Source organism: Synechococcus sp. R65.1 (assembly GCF_047461755.1).
GTDB lineage: Bacteria > Cyanobacteriota > Cyanobacteriia > Thermostichales > Thermostichaceae > Thermostichus.
Genome location: NZ_JANSHU010000017.1, coordinates 16,572 through 37,623 on the forward strand (window position 1 = coordinate 16,572; position 21,052 = coordinate 37,623).

18 protein-coding genes are annotated in these 21,052 nt (G+C 59.3%); 12 read left to right on the forward strand and 6 right to left on the reverse strand.

Annotated features, from left to right (window positions below; translation table 11 throughout):
• The gene (gene glgP / locus NW814_RS08220; RefSeq protein WP_414405912.1) at positions 1-2,607 is read right to left on the reverse strand and encodes an alpha-glucan family phosphorylase; all 2,607 of its coding nucleotides are present in this window, start codon (positions 2,605-2,607) and stop codon (positions 1-3) included.
• Between the two features lie 135 nt (positions 2,608-2,742).
• Here glgP and mnmE point away from each other — a divergent pair, with 135 nt between their 5' ends.
• From mnmE to gpmI, 4 genes are all read left to right on the forward strand, one after another.
• Positions 2,743-4,122, forward strand: coding sequence for a tRNA uridine-5-carboxymethylaminomethyl(34) synthesis GTPase MnmE (mnmE, locus tag NW814_RS08225; protein ID WP_414405913.1), 1,380 nt, complete (start codon positions 2,743-2,745; stop codon positions 4,120-4,122).
• Positions 4,123-4,228: 106 nt separating this feature from the next.
• Positions 4,229-4,729, forward strand: a complete 501-nt coding sequence (dps, locus tag NW814_RS08230; RefSeq protein WP_414395712.1) for a DNA starvation/stationary phase protection protein Dps — start codon at positions 4,229-4,231, stop codon at positions 4,727-4,729.
• A 23-nt stretch (positions 4,730-4,752) separates the two neighbouring features.
• Positions 4,753-5,277, forward strand: coding sequence for a tetratricopeptide repeat protein (locus NW814_RS08235; protein ID WP_414395710.1), 525 nt, complete (start codon positions 4,753-4,755; stop codon positions 5,275-5,277).
• A 94-nt stretch (positions 5,278-5,371) separates the two neighbouring features.
• Positions 5,372-6,964 (forward strand): 2,3-bisphosphoglycerate-independent phosphoglycerate mutase, encoded by a 1,593-nt coding sequence (gpmI, locus tag NW814_RS08240; RefSeq protein ID WP_414405914.1) that lies wholly within the window; start codon positions 5,372-5,374, stop codon positions 6,962-6,964.
• Positions 6,965-6,977: 13 nt separating this feature from the next.
• On the opposite strand, the gene NW814_RS08245 is transcribed toward gpmI, so the two are convergent.
• A complete protein-coding gene (locus NW814_RS08245; protein ID WP_414395706.1) occupies positions 6,978-7,292 on the reverse strand; it encodes a hypothetical protein in 315 nt (104 codons plus the stop codon).
• The gene (locus tag NW814_RS08250) at positions 7,289-7,876 is read right to left on the reverse strand and encodes a DUF3177 family protein (RefSeq protein ID WP_414405915.1); all 588 of its coding nucleotides are present in this window, start codon (positions 7,874-7,876) and stop codon (positions 7,289-7,291) included. The genes NW814_RS08245 and NW814_RS08250 overlap by 4 nt, the downstream gene beginning before the upstream one ends.
• 319 nt (positions 7,877-8,195) lie before the next feature.
• Between NW814_RS08250 and NW814_RS08255 the strand changes: the two genes are divergently transcribed.
• The 8 genes from NW814_RS08255 to NW814_RS08290 all read left to right on the forward strand — a co-directional run bounded on the left by NW814_RS08255 (position 8,196) and on the right by NW814_RS08290 (position 14,184).
• Complete coding sequence (locus NW814_RS08255; RefSeq protein ID WP_414405916.1) at positions 8,196-8,726, forward strand: hypothetical protein; 531 nt, start codon at positions 8,196-8,198, stop codon at positions 8,724-8,726.
• Positions 8,727-8,731: 5 nt separating this feature from the next.
• On the forward strand, positions 8,732-9,478 hold the full coding sequence (gene atpB, locus NW814_RS08260) for a F0F1 ATP synthase subunit A (protein WP_414395700.1): 747 nt from the start codon (positions 8,732-8,734) through the stop codon (positions 9,476-9,478).
• Between the two features lie 227 nt (positions 9,479-9,705).
• The gene (gene atpE, locus NW814_RS08265; protein ID WP_414405917.1) at positions 9,706-9,954 is read left to right on the forward strand and encodes an ATP synthase F0 subunit C; all 249 of its coding nucleotides are present in this window, start codon (positions 9,706-9,708) and stop codon (positions 9,952-9,954) included.
• A gap of 93 nt (positions 9,955-10,047) precedes the next feature.
• Positions 10,048-10,521 carry a F0F1 ATP synthase subunit B' gene (locus tag NW814_RS08270; RefSeq protein WP_414405918.1) on the forward strand — a complete coding sequence of 158 codons (474 nt, stop codon included), beginning with the start codon at positions 10,048-10,050 and terminating at the stop codon, positions 10,519-10,521.
• A gap of 36 nt (positions 10,522-10,557) precedes the next feature.
• Positions 10,558-11,085: a F0F1 ATP synthase subunit B gene (locus tag NW814_RS08275; protein WP_414405919.1), complete on the forward strand. Its 528-nt coding sequence runs from the start codon at positions 10,558-10,560 to the stop codon at positions 11,083-11,085.
• Between the two features lie 25 nt (positions 11,086-11,110).
• A complete protein-coding gene (atpH, locus tag NW814_RS08280) occupies positions 11,111-11,659 on the forward strand; it encodes an ATP synthase F1 subunit delta (protein WP_414395695.1) in 549 nt (182 codons plus the stop codon).
• 33 nt (positions 11,660-11,692) lie between these two features.
• Complete coding sequence (gene atpA, locus NW814_RS08285) at positions 11,693-13,213, forward strand: F0F1 ATP synthase subunit alpha (protein WP_414405920.1); 1,521 nt, start codon at positions 11,693-11,695, stop codon at positions 13,211-13,213.
• 26 nt (positions 13,214-13,239) lie between these two features.
• Complete coding sequence (locus tag NW814_RS08290) at positions 13,240-14,184, forward strand: F0F1 ATP synthase subunit gamma (protein ID WP_414395691.1); 945 nt, start codon at positions 13,240-13,242, stop codon at positions 14,182-14,184.
• On the opposite strand, the gene NW814_RS08295 is transcribed toward NW814_RS08290, so the two are convergent.
• The 3 genes from NW814_RS08295 to NW814_RS08305 all read right to left on the reverse strand — a co-directional run bounded on the left by NW814_RS08295 (position 14,181) and on the right by NW814_RS08305 (position 20,961).
• Positions 14,181-15,806: an ABC transporter permease gene (locus tag NW814_RS08295; protein ID WP_414405921.1), complete on the reverse strand. Its 1,626-nt coding sequence runs from the start codon at positions 15,804-15,806 to the stop codon at positions 14,181-14,183. The two genes, NW814_RS08290 and NW814_RS08295, sit on opposite strands and share 4 nt — an antisense overlap.
• Before the next feature lie 169 nt (positions 15,807-15,975).
• Entirely contained in the window at positions 15,976-17,022 is a 1,047-nt protein-coding gene (locus NW814_RS08300; protein ID WP_414405922.1) for a Fe(3+) ABC transporter substrate-binding protein, read from the reverse strand.
• 216 nt (positions 17,023-17,238) lie between these two features.
• Positions 17,239-20,961: a PAS domain S-box protein gene (locus NW814_RS08305; protein WP_414405923.1), complete on the reverse strand. Its 3,723-nt coding sequence runs from the start codon at positions 20,959-20,961 to the stop codon at positions 17,239-17,241.
• Positions 20,962-21,052: the final 91 nt, after the last annotated feature.

The following is a 21,052-nucleotide window of genomic DNA, read 5'->3' on the forward strand; positions in this document are numbered from 1 at the left end:
CTAGGCCCAGAGCATCAGCCGCAGCTCATAGGGATCGGGCATATCGGGGTGAAAGGGCAATAGGCGGATGGCCAACCCCTGCAAGCCGCTGCTCTCGTAGCGAACTTGGCCACAAAAGATGGCGCGATCCCCCACTGTCTCCACGTAGCGCAAGGGGGTTGCCCGGCCGTTTTGGATCTGGCCCTTGTCGTCCACCGACCCCTGGTAGGCTTGAACAATCACATCCTGCGGCTGCAGGGATCCCAGCTGCACCTCCACCGTTACGGTGAGGGGTTCCCCGGCCATCACCACTTCCTGGACCTGGCTATCCCGGCCGGCAGAAGGCTTGCCAGTGGGCTGTCTTGGGTTTTCAATCCGGACCTCGAGAACCCGGAGGTTGTACCAGTTCTCCTGCAGATGGTTTCGCCAACGGGTAAACTGGCGGGCCGCCTGGAAGTTGTTGCGCCGCATGCGGTCAAAGGAGTTGCTCAACGGAATGTAGGCTCGCTCGGCATACTCCCGAACCATGCGCTGGGTGCTGAAGCGAGGGCAGTTGAGGCGGATTGCCTGCTTCATGCGCTGAATCCAGGCATGGGGCAGGCCGTCGCTGCCGCGTTGGTAGAAAAGAGGAGCTACTTCCTTTTCCAGGAGATCGTAGAGGGCGTTGGCCTCCACCTCGTCCTGGTAGGCGCGATCCTCAAACTCCTCGCCGCGGCCAATGGGCCAGCCAGTCTGGTAGTAATCTGCCTCATCCCACCAGCCGTCCAAGATGCTCAGGTGCAGTCCGCCGTTAGCCGCTGCCTTCATGCCGCTAGTACCGCTGGCCTCGCGGGGGCGCAGGGGGGTGTTCAGCCACACGTCCACCCCGGCCACCATTAAGCTAGCGATGTACATGTCATAGTCTTCGATAAACACCAGCCGCTGGCGGAACTCTGGCTGGCGCGACACCTGGACAATCTGGCGGATCAACTCCTTGCCGGCTGTATCGCGAGGGTGGGCCTTGCCGGCAAAGATAAACTGCATCGGGTACTGGGGATGGTTGATCAGGGCTTTGAGCCGCTCCAGGTTGTGGAGCAAGAGAGTGGCCCGCTTGTAGGTGGCAAAGCGGCGGGCAAACCCAATGGTAAGCACCTCTGGGTTGAGGGCTTCTGAGGCCCGTTGGATCTCAGCCGTCGAGGCTGCCCGCTTTTGCAGCTGCTCCACCAGGCGCTGGCGGGTGAAGTCAATGAGGCGAGCGCGGCTGTGCTCGTGCGCCCGCCACAGTTCCGCATCCGGGATCCGATCCACCTTCTGCCAGAGAGGATCCGAGGGAGGAGCCTCCGCCCACTCCGGCCCCAGGTAGCGGTCGTAGAGAGCTTGGTTTTCCTCCCCCACCCAGGTGCGGACATGCACGCCATTGGTGATGGAGGTAATCGGCACCTCCTCTTGCGGGATCCCAGGCCAGAGGGGGCCAAACATCTTGCGGGCGACCGCCCCATGGAGCTTGCTGACGCCGTTAACAAACGAGGCCATGTTGATGGCCAGCACCGCCATGCTGAAAGGGGACTGGAAGTCGCCTGGATTTTCTCGACCCAGGGCCAAAAAGTGCTCCCGACTTAGGCCCATCTGGCGGTAGTAGGAGCCCAGGTAGTAGTCGATTTTGTCTGGCGGGAACAGGTCGATCCCCGCAGGCACTGGCGTGTGGGTGGTAAACAGCTGGCTCGACTTAGCCACCTGCCAGGCCTCCTCAAAGCTCAGCCCTTGCTCCACCATCAACAGGCGGATCCGCTCCACTGCCAAAAAGGCAGAGTGCCCCTCGTTCATGTGGTAGACAGTGGGGTGGATCCCAAGGGCGCGCAGAGCCCGTACACCACCGATCCCCAGCATCATCTCCTGGTGGATGCGCACATCCTGGTCGCCCCCGTAGAGCTCGTCGGTGATGTCCTGGTCGTACTGGCTGTTGGGCTCGATGTTGGTGTCGAGAAGGTATAGGGGCACCCGCCCCACCATGGCTTTCCAGATGCGGGCAAATACCTTGCGGTTGGGGTAGTCCACCTCAATGCGAATCTCGCGGCCCTCCGCGTCTCTTTGCAGCTCCAGGGGCATGTTAAAGAAATCGTTGGTGGGGTAGCGCTCCTGCTGCCAGCCATCGGGGCTGAGGTACTGGCGGAAATACCCCTTTTGGTAGAGTAGGCCCACACCCACGAGCGGCAGGCCCAAGTCGCTGGCTGCCTTGAGGTGATCCCCGGCCAACACCCCCAAACCCCCTGAGTAAAGAGGCAGACAGTCGGCCAAGCCAAACTCCGCGGAAAAATAGGCGTAGCATTCCCCTTCCACCGCATGGGATAAGCGGTACCGACGGTACCACGTGTCTCGTTGGAGATAGCTATTTAGTTGCTGGCTAGCTCGCTCCAGTTGGGCTAAGAACCCCGGATCCTCTGCCAATTCATCCAGGCGTTCCTGCCGGATCTGGCCCAAAAGAGCCACAGGGTTGTGCCCGCAGGCATCCCACAGATCTGGATCCATGCGCCGGAACAGGGTGCGGGTTTCTACGTTCCAACTAAAATGCAGGTTGTAGGCCAAAAAGCGCAGGCTCTCCAAGGCAGGCGGCAGGTAAGGGATTACCCTAAACGTGCGTAACGGCTTCATATTTTGTTAGGACAAGTGCAGGTCGCCACTGCCAAGCTACCCTGACCCTGGCGGGAGAGCTTAGCTTTTTACAGCTTCTTTCGAGTTAAGGCCGGGCTCCTGCCTACAGGGAACTCAGGCATAGCCCATTCACCTATGGATCCCACTACACCCCTGGCCGACACCATTGCTGCCATTGCCACCGCCGTGGTGCCCGAGCAGGGCAGCATTGGCATTGTGCGCCTTTCCGGCTCGCGGGCTCTGTCCATTGCCCAGGCGATCTTTACTCCCGCCCGCCGCAATGCCACCTGGGAGAGCCATCGCCTTCTCTATGGCTGGATCCATGACGAGAAGGGCCACCCACTGGACGAAGCTCTGGCTGTGTGGATGCAGGCCCCCCGCTCCTACACCCGCGAGGATGTGGTGGAGTTCCATTGCCACGGCGGCATTATGGTGGTTCAGGCTACCCTGCAGCAGTGCCTGCGCCAGGGAGCCCGGCTAGCGCAGCCAGGGGAGTTTAGCCTGCGCGCTTTCCTAAACGGTCGCATCGATCTAACCCAGGCCGAAAGTGTGGCTGATCTGGTGGCAGCCCGCTCTCCGCAGGCAGCTCAAATGGCGCTGGCGGGTCTGCAGGGCAAACTGGGACAGTCTATCCGCGCCCTGCGCCAGGCGCTCCTGGGCTTATTGGCCGAGATCGAGGCGCGAATTGACTTTGAAGAGGATCTGCCCCCTCTGGATGTCCCGGCTTGGCAGGCCCGGCTGCAAGACATTCAGGCTCAGATGCAGGCCCTGCTGGCCACTGCCGAACGGGGGCAACTGCTGCGCACTGGGGTGAAAGTGGCCATTGTCGGGCGGCCCAATGTGGGCAAGTCCAGCCTGCTCAACGCCTGGTCAGGGCAGGATCGCGCTATTGTCACGGATCTACCTGGCACCACTCGGGATGTGGTGGAATCCCAGTTGGTGGTGAGAGGGATCCCCGTCCAGCTCCTGGATACCGCCGGCATTCGCGCCACTGACGATCCGGTGGAGCGGCTGGGGGTGGAGCGCTCCCAACGGCTGGCCCAGACCGCCGATGTGCTGGTGCTGGTCATCGATGCTCAGGCGGGCTGGACGGAGGCTGATGCGGCTATCTATGCCTCCATCCGCCACCGCCCCCTGATTCTAGTGATCAACAAAACTGACCTCGCCTCCCCCAACGGCATTTCTCTCCCCCCCGAAATCACCTACCGTGTCCCTGCTGTTGCCGCCCAGGGCAAGGGGATCCCAGAGCTGGAAGAAGCCCTGGAGCAGCTTGTTACCCAGGGGCGACCCCAGCCCAACTTGGAGGTCAGCCTCAACCAGCGCCAGGCCGCCGCCCTCCGCCAGGCCCAAGCCAGCCTAGAACAAGTGGCCCAGGCCATGCGGGAACAGCTCCCCCTCGATTTCTGGACCATCGACCTGCGGGGGGCGCTGCACGCCCTTGGCCAGATCACCGGCGAGGAGATCTCCGAGGCAGTCTTGGATCAGATCTTTAGCCGCTTTTGCATTGGCAAGTAACCGCTTGCTAACTCATACTCATTCTGAGTTTGTGTTAGTATAGGCCCAGTTGGGAGCTGACAGACTGATGGCCCCAGCGGATTCCACAACAATTGGGAGGTTGGCTATGGTTAGCGCCGAAAAAACCCGTCTCTACCCCACTCAGCTCGACCTGCCGGCCGAGGCCCGCGCGCAACTGGTGGAGCTGCTCAACCAGTCTTTAGCGGACACCCTGGATTTGAAGACTCAGGTGAAGCAGGCCCACTGGAACGTCAAAGGCATGAACTTCATCGCCCTGCACGAGATGTTTGACACCTTTGCCAGCACCCTGGAAAACTACGTGGACATGCTGGCCGAACGGGTTACGGCCCTGGGGGGCATTGCCCGCGGCACGGCCCGCATCGTCGCCCAAACCTCGAGCTTGCCTGAATACGACCTGACGGCTGAAGACGGTCGGGCTCACCTGCAGGCTTTGGCGGCCCGCTACGGTCAGTATGCCGCTGCCGTTCGGCGCAACATTGACCGCGCCACCGAGCTGGGGGACGCCGACACTGCCGACCTGTTTACCGAGATCTCGCGGCAAATCGATAAAGATCTCTGGTTTATCGAGGCCCACCTGCAGGCTTAAAGAGCTAATTGTGGGGTAACAAAATGGTTGCCAGTGCTTCTCTCCTTTACTTGGCAGCTTTGGCAGGCATCCTGGGGGTGGTGGGTTTCTTTGTCTTGCGTGGGGTGCTACGCCTATGGGCGCAGGAAAAAGTCATTCGCGAGCTCCAGCCCCGCCTAAGCAAGGGCAAGGGATCCCCCCAGGAGCACTACGAGTTGGGCAGCGTCTACCTGCAAAAGGGTCTCTACGAGCAGGCCATCGTCCAGCTCAAAAAAGCCCTGGAAGTGGCTGGGGAAAACATCCCCCCGGTTTGCAACGCTCTTGGCTTTGCCTACTTTAGCCAGGGGCAATACGATCTGGCCATTCGCTACTACAAAGATGCGGTGGCGGCAGATCCGGCCTATGTAACCGCCTGGAATAACCTGGGCCATGCCTACGAGAAAAAAAATCTCTACGGCCCTGGCCTGGAAGCCTACGAGACCGTGTTGAAGCTGGATCCCCAAAATGCCATTGCCAAGCGCCGCGCCGAGTCCCTGCGCAAGCGTCTGCAGCCCAGCTCCCGCGGCTAATTGACAATTGCGAGCCTTAAAAGTGGAGGTTAGGGATCCGGTACCGTATTGCCGGGGCTGGTATCATGTTTTGGAAAACGCGAGAGACCGCTTCATGAATGCACAGTCGGTGGCACCGGTAGTTTTGGTCATTCTAGATGGCTGGGGTTATCGCGAGGCCGCGGAGGGCAACGCCGTGCTGGCTGCCCGAACCCCCGTCATGGATAGCCTATGGGCTACCTATCCCCATACCCTGCTGCAAGCTTCGGGGCGGGCCGTGGGTTTGCCAGAAGGGCAGATGGGCAACTCCGAGGTGGGCCACCTAACTCTGGGAGCAGGGCGGGTAGTGCCGCAGGAGTTGGTGCGCATTAGCGATGCCATTGAGACGGGATCCCTTTTTCAAGAGCCTCTTTTGGTGGAAGTTTGTCGTCAACTCAAGGGGCGGGGAGGCCGGTTTCATTTCATCGGGCTCTGCTCTGCAGGAGGGGTTCACTCCCACATTGACCACCTCTACGGCCTGCTGAAACTGGCAGCGCAGGTGGGGATCCCTGCCTACGTTCATGCCATTACCGATGGCCGCGATACTCCCCCTTGCGAAGGGGCAACAGTTCTGGCCGCCCTCCAAAAAGAGCTGCAATGGCTGGGCAACGGCGTCATCGCCACCCTGAGCGGCCGCTACTACGCCATGGATCGGGATCGCCGTTGGGAGCGCACCCAGAAGGCCTACGAGGTTATGACGGAAGATGGCCCTGGCTGTGGCCGCAACGCTGCCGAGGTGATGGCAGACTTTTACGCCCAGGGTATTACCGACGAGTTCATTCCCCCCACTCGTTTGGCCCCGGGAGCAGTAAGGCCGGGAGATGCAGTCATCTTCTTCAACTTCCGCCCGGATCGGGCCCGCCAGCTTACCCAAGCTTTCGTCTGCCCCGACTTTTCCGGTTTCCAGCGCTGCCTTATTCCGGACCTCACCTTCATCACCATGACCCAGTACGATCCCACCTTGCCGGTGCAGGTGCTCTTTAAGCCGCAGAACCTGGATCACCTGGTAGGGCAGGTGGTCAGCGAGGCTGGCCTTAAGCAATTGCGCATTGCCGAAACGGAAAAATACGCCCACGTCACCTACTTCTTCAACGGCGGCCTCGAGCAGCCCTTCCCTGGGGAAGATCGCATCTTGGTTCAAAGCCCGCTGGTGGCCACCTACGACCAAGTGCCGGAGATGTCGGCGAGGAAAGTCACCGACAAGGCTATCGAAGCCATTGCCCGCGGCGAGTACAGCCTGGTGGTGCTGAACTACGCCAACCCTGACATGGTGGGCCACACCGGCAACTTTGAGGCCACGGTGCGGGCTCTGGAAACGGTAGACCACTGCCTGGGTCGCCTGCTGGCGGCAGTGGTAGACGTAGGAGGCACCACCCTCATCGTTGCGGATCACGGCAACGCCGAGCAGATGTGGGACGACCAGGGCAACCCCTGGACCGCTCACACCACCAACCCCGTGCCCTGCATTCTGGTGGAGGGCGAAAAGCGCAAGATCCCGGGCCGCGGTGGCGACGCCAGGCTGCGTTCCGGCGGCACCTTGGCTGATGTCGGACCCACCCTGCTCGAGATCTTGGGCTTGCCGCAGCCCCCAGAGATGACGGGGCAGTCCCTCCTGCAGCCGGCAGAATACACCCTCCTGCAGCGGCAGCCGGCGCCTGTGGGGCGCTAAAACCCGCCCTCCCCTACTCGGCTACTGGGATCCCTTCTTGGATTAGCCAAGCCCTCAACTCCTCCCAGCTGCGGTAGAGAGCTAAAACCTGGGAGTGCTCAGGGTGGTAAGGGGCCCTGAGGCGCTCTAACTGTAAGAAGCGAGCCTGAGGAGGGATCACCGGCACCTCTGGATCGGGGGGGGTGGGCCGGCGCAGGGAGCTGCTGTAGCCGCGGTAGATGAGCACCAAGTCCGTTTCCCCCTCGCTTTCCACCTCTACCCGCAGCACCTCCTGGGGGTGGGCTTGGCTGTAGCGCTCTAGAGCCAGCGGCCAGGGCAGGGCGCTCATGCTGCCAACTCCCTTTTCTCCTCAGGGGGCCGCAGCCGCCAAACGAAATAGACGCTGTAGAGTAGGTAAGCTACCAAGCCCCAGGCCCCTAGGCTCCCGAGCAGCTCGGGGGATACATTGGGATGGAAGATCTCTCGAAAGCCCAGCGGCGGCTCAAACCAGGCTCGACACTCCAGCGACAAAGAAGCCTGGAAGGCGCAGGGCACAAAGGCTCCTGAAAAGAAGAACCCGACCCCCATATAGCCAGTCAGGATCCACCGCCAGAGCAAGAAAGCCCGCGCTGCCCAGCTTCTCGACTGCTCGAGGGCGGTGCTCCAATCCCGCCAGAACCAAAGGCTGAGCGGGATCAAAAGCCGTGCCATTGCCCCGCTCAGGAAACTGATGGGCAGGCCGCCAATCATGAGATATACGGTTACCGCCAACAGGCTAGACACCCGCCAGTAGACAATCAGAAGCTGGATCAGGGGCCCCAGCCCCACCGCAAAAGCCCAAACCAAGAGAGCTAGCGGCACCACCACGGTCAGCGCCACAGCTAGGCTGTAGTCCGCCCAAATGGCTTTCAGCAGCCACTCCTGTGGGATCATCCTCTCCTTCTCTCCTTCCTGACCCTAGTATGCTGGGATCCGCAGCGAGATTCCCCAGGGTTACAGGATATTACAAGTTCCTAACTACCCCTCCCCAAGACTTTACGCCGCAGGCCTTTGGAAAGTTTTCCAATTCTCGCCATTGCCCATCCAGGAAGGTGGTAGATTCTTAAAGGAACACCTCGTGGGCCAGCCGTCTTTCTGGAAGGCAGATGGGAGTTTCCTAGGGCCTTGGTTTGGCCTAGTGTGTTAAGTATTGTTACTCAGCCATGGTATTTTGGGTTAAGGCCGACCCCTAAGAGGTAGGAATCCCGCTTCCATGTCCCCTTCTTTCAGACTTCTCTCTCACAGTCCTAGCCGCTGGAAGGCAGCCCAGTGGAAGCCCAGGCCCTTGCCTCCCCTAGAGGACGTGCCCCTTTCCCAAAACGATGAGGAAGAGAGGGGCTGCCAAGCTTCGCTGCAGCCAGAGCCAACCTCTCGCGAGGGGACAGTGGGCAGAAGCTATGCGGCACTGCAGTTATGGCTAGCGCTAGTTACCCTTAGCGTGAGCCTGCCCATTGCCCTGGGGTTGGCTTTGGTTTACTCGCCAGGGGTTGCAGGCAACTACTTGCTAGGGGCAATGGTCGGCGTAGTCTATCTGCGCATGCTGGGCCGCAGCGTGGCAGAGCTGGGCAAAACTCGCAGCCGTTTAGGGGTGACGCGCCTAGCTCTGTTTGTTGGGCTGATGGTTTTGGCTGCGAAGGTGAAGTCCCTACAGATTTTGCCCATCTTCTTTGGGTTTATGACGTATAAGGTCACCCTGCTCATCTACCTCGTCCAGACGTTGAGCCGTTTATCTTCCTCTTCCTGATGCTTATGAGCCCGTCCTTCTCCTCGCCTTTTCTCTTAGCAGAGCTTGAGGTTGGCCATCACCTCTACTGGCACCTGGGCAAGTTTACGGTCCACGGCCAGGTTCTGATTACCAGTTGGATTGCCATTGCCCTAATTTTGACGGTGGTGCTGCTGGGCACTCGTCAACTGCAGCGGGAGCCCGCTGGCTTGCAGAACTTTGTTGAGTATGTTTTGGAATTTGTGCAAAGCATTGCCCGTGCCCAGATTGGCGAGAAAAACTTCCGGCCCTGGGTGCCCTATGTTGGCACCTTGTTTCTGTTTATTTTTGTCTCCAACTGGATGGGGAATCTTTTCCCCTGGAAGTTGATCCCCTTGCCGGAAGGGGAGCTGGCTTCTCCCACCAACGACATCAACACCACTGCCGGCTTGGCGCTGCTTACCAGTATCATGTACTTCGTGGCCGGCATCAGCAAGCGGGGGCTGTCCTACTTTAAAAAGTACATCGAGCCCACGCCGGTTCTCTTGCCCATCAACGTTCTGGAGGACTTCACCAAGCCCCTCTCCCTAAGTTTCCGTCTGTTTGGCAACATCTTGGCCGAGGAGCTGGTGATTGCGGTGTTGGTGTTGCTGGTGCCCTTGTTGATCCCGGTGCCGGTGATGATCCTGTTCCTGTTTACCGGAGCCATTCAGGCTTTAATCTTCGCAACCCTCTCGGCGGCTTACATTGGAGAGGCGCTAGAAGGCCATGGGGGTGGGGATCACCACGATTGAGCTGCCGAGGAGTCGGCGAGGGTTGGGGCGCTCAGCTCTCCCCACCTCTTCCAGGGGTTGTTGCCGGGGCTGGGTAAGGTTTGTTGGGGCCGAGGGCCTGTGCCCAGAGGTTGCCGACAAGGGGGCGATCGGCTCGGAGACTCCAGCCAGATCACCTCAAACCAAAGGTGCTGTTGCAGCCGTGCCTACTTCTGTTCTGTAGCGACAAGGAGAATCTCACGATGGCTATGGATTCGTTAACCTCTGCTGCCTCTGTTGTGTCTGCTGCTCTGGCTATTGGTTTGGGATCCCTGGGTCCAGGGCTGGGCCAAGGGAATGCTGCTGCTGCGGCCATGGAGGGGCTGGCCCGCCAGCCAGAGGCGGAAGATAAGATCCGCGGCAGCCTGTTGATCAGCCTGGCCTTCATGGAAGCTCTGACCATCTACGGCTTGGTGGTGGCGCTGGTGCTTTTGTTTGCTAACCCCTTCGCCTCCTAGTGCTGTCGTCTTGGGGGCAGTCTGGACAGTCCCTGCCGGCTTGCCCCCTAGTCTTGCTTCAGCTCAGAATCCCGTTTTTGTCCCTGAGGCCCCATGCTCTCCTCAGCCCTTTTGGCCGTCGAGGCCGCCGAGAAAAATGGTCTCTTCGACTTGGATGCCACCCTGCCCATCATCGCCATTCAATTTCTGTTGTTGGTAGCCGTGCTTAACTCTCTCTTCTACGAGCCGGTTACTCGGGTTATTGACAGCCGCAACGACTACATCCGCTCCACCCAGGCGGAAGCCCAGGAGCGGTTGGAGAAGGCAACGGCCCTGGCCCAAGAGTACGAGGCTGAGATTAGCCGAGCTCGCCTACAGGCGCAGGCCGTGATTGCCGAGGCGGAAGCGGCTGCTGCTCGCATCCGTTTAGAGAAGCTGGCGGCAGCTCAGGCAGAGATCCAAGCCAAGCTGGAAGCGGCGCGGCGGCAGGTTGAGCAGGAAAAGCAAGCAGCCCTTGAACAGCTGCAGCAGCAAGTGGAGGCCATCGCCGCCCAGATTACCGAGAAGTTGCTAGGCAGCGTCCGTTGAGTGGCTGGTTAAACGTTCCTTGGGGAGTAGCTTGTGATGCTGGGGTTTAGCTGGATGCCCGCTTGGCTTTTGGCCGTGGCTGAGCCAGGGATCCTCGAGGCGGTTCTAGAAAGCAACCTCATCAACATCGCCATTATCCTAACTTTGCTGTACCTCTTGGGTCGCCGAGTGGTGGGGGAAGCGCTGGCTAAACGGCGGGAAGGCATCCTCGAGGAGCTGCGGCAGGCGGAGCAGCGCAAGCAGGAAGCCCTCGAGAGGCTGGCGAAGGAACAGCAAAAGCTGGCGCAGGCCCAGCAGGAAGCAGAGCGCATTCGCCGTCAGGCGGAAGCTAGCGCAGAGGCCCGCCGTCAGGAGCTGTTGCGGCAGGTGGAGCAGGAGATCGAACGGCTGCGCGCCAAAGCGGCAAGGGATCTCGCCGCCGAGCAGGAGCAAATTCTCCAAGAGCTGCGCCGCCAAATTGTTCGCCAAGCGCTGCGCAAGGTGGAACAGGAGCTTCCGCAACACCTCAATGAGCAGATTCACCATCGCCTCATTGAGCAAGGGATCCAGATGCTTGCCCGCTAGGTGAGTTAAGGAGAAACGGAAACCCATGCTGAACCGGAAAATGGCTCTTAGGGTAGTGGATCCCTACGCCGAGGCCTTGGTTTCTCTGGCTTCTGGACAGGGGTTGCTGGACACCTTTACCGCCGATGTGCGCTTTATTGCCGCTGTTTTGCAGGCCACGCCGGAGCTGGGCCAGTTTCTGGCTAGCCCCCTGGTGAAGACGGAAGCCAAGAAAAACCTTCTGCAGCAGGTGTTTGCCGATCAGATCCACCCGCTGCTGCTCAACGCCCTTCAGCTGTTGACCGACCGCCGCCGCATCATGTTCCTTGGGGCTCTCTGTCAGCGTTTCTTGGAGCTGCAGCGGAAACTGCAAAACATTGTTCTTGCGGAGGTAACCGCTGCAGTGCCCTTGACCGAAGCCCAGCAGCAATCCATCCGGGAGCGGGTAAAGGACTTCACGCAAGCCAGCAGCGTGGAGCTGCAGATTAGCCAAGATCCCACGGTGCTAGGCGGAGTGATCCTCAAGATTGGCTCCCAGGTCATTGACCTCAGCTTGCGCGGCCAGTTGCGCCGGCTGGCGCTGCAGCTAGCTTAAGGTTTTGAGATCCCCTTTCCTGAGAGGACTGCCATGCCTACCATTCGCCCAGATGAGATTAGCACCATCATCAAGCAGCAGATCGAGCAGTACAACCGGGAGATGCAGGTCTCCAATGTCGGCACGGTTCTGCAAGTAGGAGACGGCATTGCCCGCATCTATGGCTTGGAGAAGGTGATGGCCAGTGAGCTGCTGGAGTTTGAGGATGGCACGCTGGGCATTGCTCTCAACCTCGAGGAAGACAACGTTGGCGCCGTGCTGATTGGCGACGGCCGTAACATCCAAGAAGGATCTACTGTCAAGGCCACAGGCAGAATTGCCAGCATTCCCGTAGGGGAAGCCCTGCTGGGCCGCGTGGTCGATCCCTTGTGCAATCCCCTCGACGGCAAAGGGCCGATTCACTGCACCGAGACTCGCCTCATTGAGTCCCCAGCTCCCAGCATCATTGACCGCCGCTCGGTGTATGAGCCGCTCCAGACCGGCATCACCGCCATCGACGCCTTGATCCCCATTGGGCGGGGACAGCGGGAGCTCATTATCGGCGACCGCCAAACGGGTAAGACCACCCTTGCGGTCGACACCATCCTCAACCAAAAAGGACAGGACGTCATTTGCATCTATGTGGCCATCGGCCAGAAGCAAAGCAACATCGCCCAGGTGGTGAACATCCTAACCGAGCGGGGGGCAATGGACTATAGCATCGTGGTGGCTGCTGGCGCCGACAGCCCGGCCCCCCTACAGTGGCTGGCTCCTTACTGCGGGGCCACCATTGCCGAATACTTCATGTACCAAGGCAAGCACACCCTGGTAGTCTACGACGACCTGTCCAAGCAGGCAGTAGCCTACCGCCAGATGTCGCTGCTGTTGCGCCGTCCCCCCGGTCGGGAAGCCTATCCGGGCGATGTGTTCTATCTGCACTCGCGGCTACTGGAACGGGCAGCCAAGCTCAACAGCCAATTGGGCGAGGGATCCATGACCGCCCTGCCAATTGTGGAAACCCAGGCCAATGACGTGTCGGCCTACATTCCCACCAACGTTATCTCCATTACCGACGGCCAGATCTTCCTGGAGTCGGATCTGTTCAACGCTGGCATTCGCCCAGCCATCAACATTGGCATTTCCGTTAGCCGCGTTGGCTCGGCGGCGCAAACCAAGGCTATGAAGAAGGTCGCTGGCTCCCTGAAGGTGGAACTGGCGCAGTATCGGGATCTGGAAGCCTTTGCCCAGTTTGCCTCCGACTTGGATGAGGCCACCCAAAAGCAACTGGCCCGCGGCCAACGGCTGCAGGAGATCCTCAAGCAGCCCCAATATTCGCCCCTGTCTTTGGACCAGCAAGTAGCCATTATCTATGCGGGAACGCAGGGCTACCTGGACGACATCCCGCTAGAGAAGGTCTCCAGCTTCAAGCAGGGACTGCTGTCCTACTTGAGCACCGCCCATCCCAAATATGGCGAAATCGTCCTCTCCACCAAGCAGCTTACCGAGGAGGCGGAAGAGATCCTAAAAGCCGCCATTGCAGAGTTCAAGCAAAGCTTTGTAGCTCAGGCAGCCTAGGGGCAGATCCAACAAGAGAGAGGGTTATGGCCAAGCTAAAGCCAATTCGGGATCGCATCAAGGCAGTGAAGAACACCCGTAAAATCACGGAGGCCATGCGCCTGGTGGCGGCAGCGCGGGTGCGGCGGGCTCAGGAGCAGGTGATGGCTACCCGTCCCTTTGCCAATCGCCTGGCCCAGGTTTTCTATCGGCTGCAGACGCGGCTGCGGCTGGAAAATGTCGAGCTGCCCTTGCTAAAGCAGCGCCCTGTGGCAACAGTGGGCCTGCTAGTGGTGGCTGGGGATCGGGGTCTGTGCGGCCCCTACAACGCCAACGTTATCAAGCGTACTGAGGAGCGAGTGGGCGAGCTGCAGGAAACAGGGCAGCAGGTGCAGCTTTACCTGGTAGGCCGCAAGGCGGTGCAGTATTTTCAGCGGCGCTCTGCCCCTATCGCCAAGACCTACGTGAATCTGCCGCAGATCCCCACTGCCGCTGAAGCCGCTCCAATTGGGGATGAGCTGCTCTCCGCTTTCCTCTCCGAGAAGGTGGATAAGGTGGAGCTCATCTACACCCGCTTTGTCTCGCTGATTAGCTCGCGGCCAGTGGTGCAATCCCTGCTGCCTCTAGACCCTACGCGCCTGGCTGCTCGCGACGACGAGATCTTTAACCTGCTGGTGCGGGGGGGAGAGTTTACCGTCGAGCGCAGCAAGATCGTTGCTCCGGTCTCAGCCCCGCCGCCGGACATGATCTTCGAGCAGGATCCCGTGCAAATCCTGGATGCGCTCCTGCCTCTGTACCTGAACAATCAATTGCTGCGGGCTCTGCAGGAGGCAGCAGCCAGCGAGCTGGCAGCCCGGATGACAGCTATGAGCAATGCCAGCGACAACGCCACTGAGCTTATCCGTACCCTCACCCTTGCCTACAACAAAGCTCGGCAAGCGGCCATTACCCAGGAGATCCTCGAGGTGGTGGCAGGTGCCGAGGCCCTCTAGGTCTCTTCCCGTCCGGAAGAGTACAAGTTACGTCGCCGGGCCATTTGGGAGTTGAGCAGGATGACAGGCAAGAGCCCCACCAAGACCATTGCCAAAGCAGGGGCACCGGCCTCGGCCAGGCGTTCGTCGGCAGCCATGCGGTAGGTGTAAACGGCCAGGGTATCAAAGTTAAAAGGCCGCAGCACCATCGTGGCTGGCAGCTCCTTCATGACATCCACAAACACCAGCAGCATTGCCCCCAAGATCCCGCCTCCCATCAGCGGCAGGTGCACTCGCCACAGGGTGCCCAGGGATCCCTGCCCCAGGCTGCGGGCTGCCTCGTCCAGGCTGGGGGGGATGCGCAGCAGGGTTGCCTCGACGGTGGCTAGAGCCACTGCCAAAAAGCGCACCAAATAGCCAAATACCAGGGCGGCGATGGTGCCGCTAAGAACCAAACCGGGTGGCTGCTGAAAGAGCACCTGCCGCAAGTAGCTCAGCAGTTGATCCAGTCGCCCCAGGGGAATCAGAACTCCCACGGCAATCACCATACCTGGCAGCGCGTAGCCTAAAGAAGACAAGCGCACTGCCAGCCGCAGGCTCCAGGTGGATCCCCGCTGCAGCCGCAGCCCATACAGCACCACCACCGACACCGAAACGGCAATCACCGCTGTGATGGTGGCTAGTAGAAGGCTATTCCGGGCGTAGCTCCAAAAGTGGCGGCCCACCGCTCCCTGGCGCAGCGTCATCTGGAGCAGGATAAGGGCGGGGACGACAAAGCCTAGCCCAACCGGGATCCCACAGGCTAGCCACGCTCCCACCGCTCGGATCCCCTGCAGACGGTAGCGGGCTAGAGCTGGCCTAAGCCCTTGGCGATAGTAGCGCGCCCGCCGGCGCAAGAATTGCTCCAAGCCCGTCAGCAGCAACACCCACAGCAACAGCAGCGCCGAGAGCTGAGCTGCTGCCACCGGATTGCCGAGGGCCGTCCAAGTGCGGTAGATGCCGGTGGTAAAGGTATCGACCCCGAAGTAGCTGACGGTGCCGAAATCGTTCAGGGTCTCCATCAACGCTAGGAGGCAGCCAGCCACGATCCCTGGCCGCGCCAAAGGCAAAGCCACCCGGAAAAAGCTAGCCCAGGGCCCGTAGCCTAGGGAACGGCTCACCTCCAAACAGGCCACCGACTGTTCCTGGAAAGCTAGCCGCGCCGAGAGATACACATAGGGGTAAAGAGTCAGCGTCATCAGCAGGATTGCCCCCCCCAGCGAGCGAATGTTGGGGAACCAGTAGTCGCCGATCCCCCAGCCGGTGACCCGCCGTAGCCAGATCTGGAAGCCCCCAGTTACTTGCAAAAAATCGGTGTAGGCATAGGCCAACACATAGGTAGGGGCCGCCAGGGGCAACACCAGCATCCACTCCAGCCAGGCCCGCCCCCAAAACTCGCACATCGTCACCAGCCAGGCGGTGCCGCTGCCCACCAGGATGACTCCCAGCGCCACCCCCGCCATTATCAGCAGGCTGTTGCGCACATATAGCCCCAAGACCGTGTCAACCAGGTGCCCCCAAACCTGCCGCTCGTCGGCAAGGAGGCTGAGCAGCACTGTTAGCGTGGGAATCAAAATTAAGCCCGTCAAGGCTACGGTCAGCAACGTCCAGCCGCTGAACCATCGCCTCCAAGCGCTCTTGAATTTAGCCAAGCTAGCTTTCCCATCAACTGCAACGGCAATTCCTGAGAGCTGGCAAAAATCTGATCTAGCCATACCGGGGAGCCAAGAAGAAGGCTCTCGGCAACCCCGGCATTTGGGGTGAACCTAGCCCTTACCGCCAACCAGCCCGATCCATGACTTTCAGGGCCTCGGGGGTAACGCGGCCAATGCTGGCGGCGTTGATCGTGTCTTCCTTGAAGGTGCCAAAGCTGGCCACCACCGAGTCGATCTCCGCCCCCCGCAGCACCGGGTACTCGTTGTTGCTCTGGGCAAAGATGGCCTGCGCCTCTGGGCCGGAGAGAAACTCCAGAAACTGGATGGCAGCCTCTTTATTGGGAGCGGTTTTCAGAATGCCGGCGCCGCTGATGTTGACGTGGGTGCCGCGATCCTCTTGGTTGGGGAAGAAGACGCCGATTTTCTCGGCTACGGCGCGATCTTCTGGATTGTCGGATTTGATCAAACGCGCCAGATAGTAGGTGTTGACCAGGGCCACGTCTCCTACGCCAGCGGCTACGGCTTTGATTTGATCAATATCTCCCCCCTCCGGCGGGCGCGCAAAGTTGGCCACCAAGCCCCGCGCCCACTTTTCCGTCTCCGGGATCCCGTGCGCCAAGATGATCGAAGCCGTCAGAGACTGGCTGTACACATTGCTGGAGGAGCGAGTGAGCACCTTGCCCCGCCACTTGGGGTTAGCGAGATCCTCATAGGTGGACAGCTCCTTGGGATCCACCTTGTCCTTGTTGTACATGATTACTCGCGCCCGCTTGGTCAGGCCGAACCAGTAGCCTTCCGGATCCCGCAGGGATTCTGGGATGTTTTTAGCGAGCGTCTCCGACTGGATAGGTTGAAACAAGCCTTCGTTTTGAGCCCGCCACAGCCGGGCCGCATCCACTGTCATGAAAATGTCAGCGGGGCTGTTGGATCCCTCGCTGCGGAGGCGCTGGAGAATCTCGTCGGCGTTGCCCTGCACCCAGTTTACCCTAATGCCCGTTTTCTGTCTGAACAGTTCGTATAGTTTTTCATCTGTGCTGTAGTGCCGAGAGGTGTAGAGGTTGACCTCCCGGTTGGCGCCGCGAGCCGAACGCCCCAGCGAGCCTACTGTCAAGGCTACCGATCCCAAAACAGCTGCGTTAACCAACTGCCGTCGCGATAAGCGCATACCCAACTCCTAAACTCAAAAAAAATCTCAGGGAAAGCTGCTGCACTGATTTCGTCAGCAGCAACGGATCTGGCCCTAGAAGCGGACCAACCCTTCCAAATCCTGCTTTTCTAGACCAAGCTTATTGAGAGTCTGTATCAGTAGCTTCGCCCTAGGCAATGATAGGGGATCTCAAGTACTGAGTCAAGCTCTTAGGAGCTATTCTCACCAAGCAGATTAAAGTTGCGGCAGATGGGGCAGGTGGAGCGTAAAGGTTGTCCAGCCGGCGGCGCTGCTGACCTCGATGGATCCGCGCAACTGATCCACCATCTGTTTCACCAAGGCCAGGCCTAGACCCGTGCCCCCTTCCTTCCAGGGATCATTGCTGGGAATGCGGTAAAAGCGCTCAAAGATGCGCGTGAGCTCCTCGGCAGGGATCTCTTGACTATTGCTGACCTGGATGCGGCTTCGACAATTTTCCGTTTCGATCTGCAAGCGGATGGATCCCTGGGGTGGGGTGTATTTCACCGCATTGTGCAGCAACTCGCGCAGGATTCGCCCTAAGAGCAAGGGATCGGTCGTGAGGGAGCTCTCCAGGGGAACGCTGGCTTGGAAAGTTTGCCCCTTGGCGCGGGTCCGCTCTTGGGTAACCGTCAGCAGATCCCCCAGCAGCTCCCGCCAGGTGAGAGCTTGGATGTTCAGGGCATAGGCCCCGGCTTGTAGCCGCTGCAGATCCAGCAGGTCGTTGATGAGATCGATTTCCCGCTGGCATTCCCGCTCGGCAATAGCCAGGTATTGGGCTCGCTTCTCCTCAGAGGGAGCTATCTGCAGCATTTTGAGAGCCATCCTTAGGCTAGTGAGGGGAGTGCGCAGCTCGTGGCTGACGGTGCTGATGAAGTCGTCTTTCAATTGGTTGAGGCGCTCTAGAGCTTGCACCTGCTCTTGGGCAGCTTGGAACAAGCGCGCCTGGCGCAGCCCAATGGCACATTGGTTGGCCACCTGCTGGATAAGTCGGATCTCCGGGTCGTCGAAAGGACGCCGAGCCGATCGAAAGATCCACAGATCCCCCAGGACTTGGCCTTTATCTAGCAAGGGACAAGCCATCACTACTTGGCGGTTTTCCAGGGCTTTCCCTGAAAAGCAAAATAGACAAGACTGCCCCCTGAGCAGTTGTCGATGAACGTCTCCGTAAGGGCCTCCCTGCAAAGGTACAGAGAGATTTAGGTAAGACTTCGAGCGGGGGCAATACTCGTAGCGGATGGTGGCAAGGGTGAAATCGGCGTTGTAAAGGCTGATGTTGCAGCCATCGGCATCTAGACTTTCTCCCAGCTCGCGCACGGCAGCGCTGAGGATCTCAGCTTCGTCGAGAGAATCGCGCACGCGGTTGGTAATGCTTCTTAGGAGAGCCTCAAATTGCAAAGCCCGCTCTAGCTCTGCAGTGCGCTGCCGCACTTTTTCTTCTAGCGTTTGGTTTAGAGCTTTTACCTGCTCGTACAACTGAGCCTGCTGCAACGCGATGGCCAACTGGTCGGTCAGCTTCTGCAAAAGCTCAATTTCCCACTCCTGCCACGGGCGGCTGGATTGGCAGTGCTGCGCCACCAAGAGGCCCCAAAGGTCTTCACCCCGTCGGATTGGGATCACTAAGTTGGCCTGGGCCTGGAAAGATTCCAAGAGCTGCCGATAGCAAGGATCCAAACTGGCGGTCGCCACATTGTCGATGGCCTGCACAAAGCCCTGTTGGTACTTGCGATAGCAGGGATCCTGGCGAAAGCAAGCATCCCACACGGAGCGGCCCAAGTGGCTGGGCCAGGGATCCACCACTGACTCAGCGGCCACAAACCCCCCTGCCCCCTCTTGCAACTGGTAGATCATTACCCGATCCACCTGGAGAAACTCCCGCACCTCGGCAGTGGTTGTTTGCAAAATAACTGGCAGGTCTAGAGCTTGTCGGATCCGCCGCAGCAAAGCCCCTAGTAGTCGCTCCCGCTCTGCTTCTTGCATCAACAGATCCTGAGCCTGCTTAAGAGGAGTTATGTCCACAACAACGCCACAGACGGCATAGGGATCCCCCTGGCGATCTCGCAGGGCAAATTTGGTAACCCACTGGCTCAATTGCTTGCCATTGCGGGAAAAAGTCCGCTCGTAGCTGACAGGATCCGGAGATTGGAGGGCTCTCTGATCCTGCTCTCGGAACTCGCGGGCCTCTTCGGGAGTGAAAAGCTCATCATCCAGCTTGCCAATAAGTTCTCCTAGCTCAGAACCTCTCTGTTGTAGATAAAACCTGTTGGCGTGAAGATAGCGCCCCTCCAGGTCTTTGAGGAAGATGGAAAAAGGGATCCCATCCAGAATAGCCCTAAGCCGAGCTTCGCTTTCTTGTAGAGCCAGCTCTGCTTCTTTCTGCTCCGTAATATCTTCGGTAATGCCTGCGATGTGAACGACTTCCTGCTGCTCGTTCAAGACAGGGTAACAAGAGGTACGCAACCAGCGCAGCCTGCCATCCCGATGGAAAATGCGGTAGGTGATCTGCTGGGTTTCTTGAGTGGCTCGGGCGGCCGCCTGCAGTACCCTTGGCAGATCTTCGGGATGGATCCTGTCTTTCCAGAGATCTGGCTTGCGGCGAAACTCTTCTGCTGTGTAACCCCAGATCTTCTCGCTTTGGGGGCTTTTGTAGAGAGACTGGCTCAAGTCTGCAGAATACACAAAGAAAACCACCGGTACAGCCTCTGCAATTTCTCGGAAGCGGGCCTCGCTCTCTCGCAAAGCCAGTTCCACCTGCTTTTGTTGGGTGATATCGCGGCTGCTGCACACAATCCCCTGCACTAAAGGATCCTGCAAAAGGTTGGTGCAGCGGCTCTCCAGCCACACCCAATGGCCGTCGGCGTGTTGGGCCCGGTAAATAAAGCTGAGTGTCTCGCCAGGTCGAGCCTTGAGTTGCTCAAGAGCATTAGCAACGTTCTGCCGATCCTCAGGGTGAACCCAGTCCAAAAGCAGGGCTTCTCCCGAATTGGGGACACGACCCAAAATTTTCTCAACAACTGGGGGATTTAGGATGTATAGCAAACCTTGGGCATCGATCCGGCACAAGACGTCATGGCTGTTGTTAATAAAGGCGCGAAAGCGCTCCTGCTGCTCTGCTAGCTCTTGTTGCAGGCGCTTTAGCTCGGTGATGTCTAGGCTAACGCCGAGAACCCCCCGCCCTTCCGATTGCTCTCTCAGGGGCACGACTACGGAATAGGTATAGCGCTCTTCTCCCTGAACGAGCTCTTTCCTCTCGTACTTGACAACTTCCCCTCGAAGGGCGCGGGCGACATACTCTTGCCAGTCCCCGTGTTCTTGAGCCACTGCCTCCAAAGAAGTGCCCAGCAGATCGCCAAACCAGGCGCGGTCAGTGGCATTTTGCAAAATTAGCACTCCCTGGGGATCCCTGGCCCACACCGCCAACGGCAGGGCATCCAACAAGGTGCGCAGTTGGGCCTCCCGCAGCCGCAGGTTTTCTTCCAACTGTTTCTTCTCGGTAATGTCTCGGCCTAGCCCACGAATAAACTGCAACCGGCCCCGCCAGTCAAAGATGCCCTGGTTGACCCACTCAAACCAGCGCACCTCTCCCCGCCCATCTATTAACCTACTGACTTGGCTAAAGAAGGGGTGCTGAGGAGTGAGCTGGGCTATTTTCTGCCGCACCTCTTCTTGTTCCTCTACTGGCAGGGCCTCAAGCCAGCGCCTGCCCCGCCAATCGCCTAAAACCTTCCGACAAGTCTCGTTACACTCCACAACCGTTGTATCCGCCCGCGCCAGCATGACGATGTCTGCAAAGCCCAGCTGAGCTTGCTGCAGCCGCCGCCTTTGCCAGTAGATCAGCACTGCTAGAGAAGATCCCCAAAGGACTAGCCCAAGCCAAGTGGGCAAAGTGTTCTGGCTGAGTAAGGTAATCAGGTTAACCAAATCCCTAGGGACGCTCATAGAAGTTAGGCTGGCCGATTAATCGGTAGCATACCTAGACTCAGGCATTGTGCCAGCATTTCCGCTATCTCCCTGGGGAGGACAGTATCCC

What these genes read in the sequence shown, in the direction of transcription:
- glgP (WP_414405912.1), bottom strand. Translation starts at nt 2,607, where the DNA reads ATGAAGCCGTTACGCACGTTTAGGGTAATCCCTTACCTGCCGCCTGCC.
- mnmE (WP_414405913.1), top strand. Translation starts at nt 2,743, where the DNA reads ATGGATCCCACTACACCCCTGGCCGACACCATTGCTGCCATTGCCACC.
- dps (WP_414395712.1), top strand. Translation starts at nt 4,229, where the DNA reads ATGGTTAGCGCCGAAAAAACCCGTCTCTACCCCACTCAGCTCGACCTG.
- NW814_RS08235 (WP_414395710.1), top strand. Translation starts at nt 4,753, where the DNA reads ATGGTTGCCAGTGCTTCTCTCCTTTACTTGGCAGCTTTGGCAGGCATC.
- gpmI (WP_414405914.1), top strand. Translation starts at nt 5,372, where the DNA reads ATGAATGCACAGTCGGTGGCACCGGTAGTTTTGGTCATTCTAGATGGC.
- NW814_RS08245 (WP_414395706.1), bottom strand. Translation starts at nt 7,292, where the DNA reads ATGAGCGCCCTGCCCTGGCCGCTGGCTCTAGAGCGCTACAGCCAAGCC.
- NW814_RS08250 (WP_414405915.1), bottom strand. Translation starts at nt 7,876, where the DNA reads ATGATCCCACAGGAGTGGCTGCTGAAAGCCATTTGGGCGGACTACAGC.
- NW814_RS08255 (WP_414405916.1), top strand. Translation starts at nt 8,196, where the DNA reads ATGTCCCCTTCTTTCAGACTTCTCTCTCACAGTCCTAGCCGCTGGAAG.
- atpB (WP_414395700.1), top strand. Translation starts at nt 8,732, where the DNA reads ATGAGCCCGTCCTTCTCCTCGCCTTTTCTCTTAGCAGAGCTTGAGGTT.
- atpE (WP_414405917.1), top strand. Translation starts at nt 9,706, where the DNA reads ATGGATTCGTTAACCTCTGCTGCCTCTGTTGTGTCTGCTGCTCTGGCT.
- NW814_RS08270 (WP_414405918.1), top strand. Translation starts at nt 10,048, where the DNA reads ATGCTCTCCTCAGCCCTTTTGGCCGTCGAGGCCGCCGAGAAAAATGGT.
- NW814_RS08275 (WP_414405919.1), top strand. Translation starts at nt 10,558, where the DNA reads ATGCTGGGGTTTAGCTGGATGCCCGCTTGGCTTTTGGCCGTGGCTGAG.
- atpH (WP_414395695.1), top strand. Translation starts at nt 11,111, where the DNA reads ATGCTGAACCGGAAAATGGCTCTTAGGGTAGTGGATCCCTACGCCGAG.
- atpA (WP_414405920.1), top strand. Translation starts at nt 11,693, where the DNA reads ATGCCTACCATTCGCCCAGATGAGATTAGCACCATCATCAAGCAGCAG.
- NW814_RS08290 (WP_414395691.1), top strand. Translation starts at nt 13,240, where the DNA reads ATGGCCAAGCTAAAGCCAATTCGGGATCGCATCAAGGCAGTGAAGAAC.
- NW814_RS08300 (WP_414405922.1), bottom strand. Translation starts at nt 17,022, where the DNA reads ATGCGCTTATCGCGACGGCAGTTGGTTAACGCAGCTGTTTTGGGATCG.
- NW814_RS08305 (WP_414405923.1), bottom strand. Translation starts at nt 20,961, where the DNA reads ATGAGCGTCCCTAGGGATTTGGTTAACCTGATTACCTTACTCAGCCAG.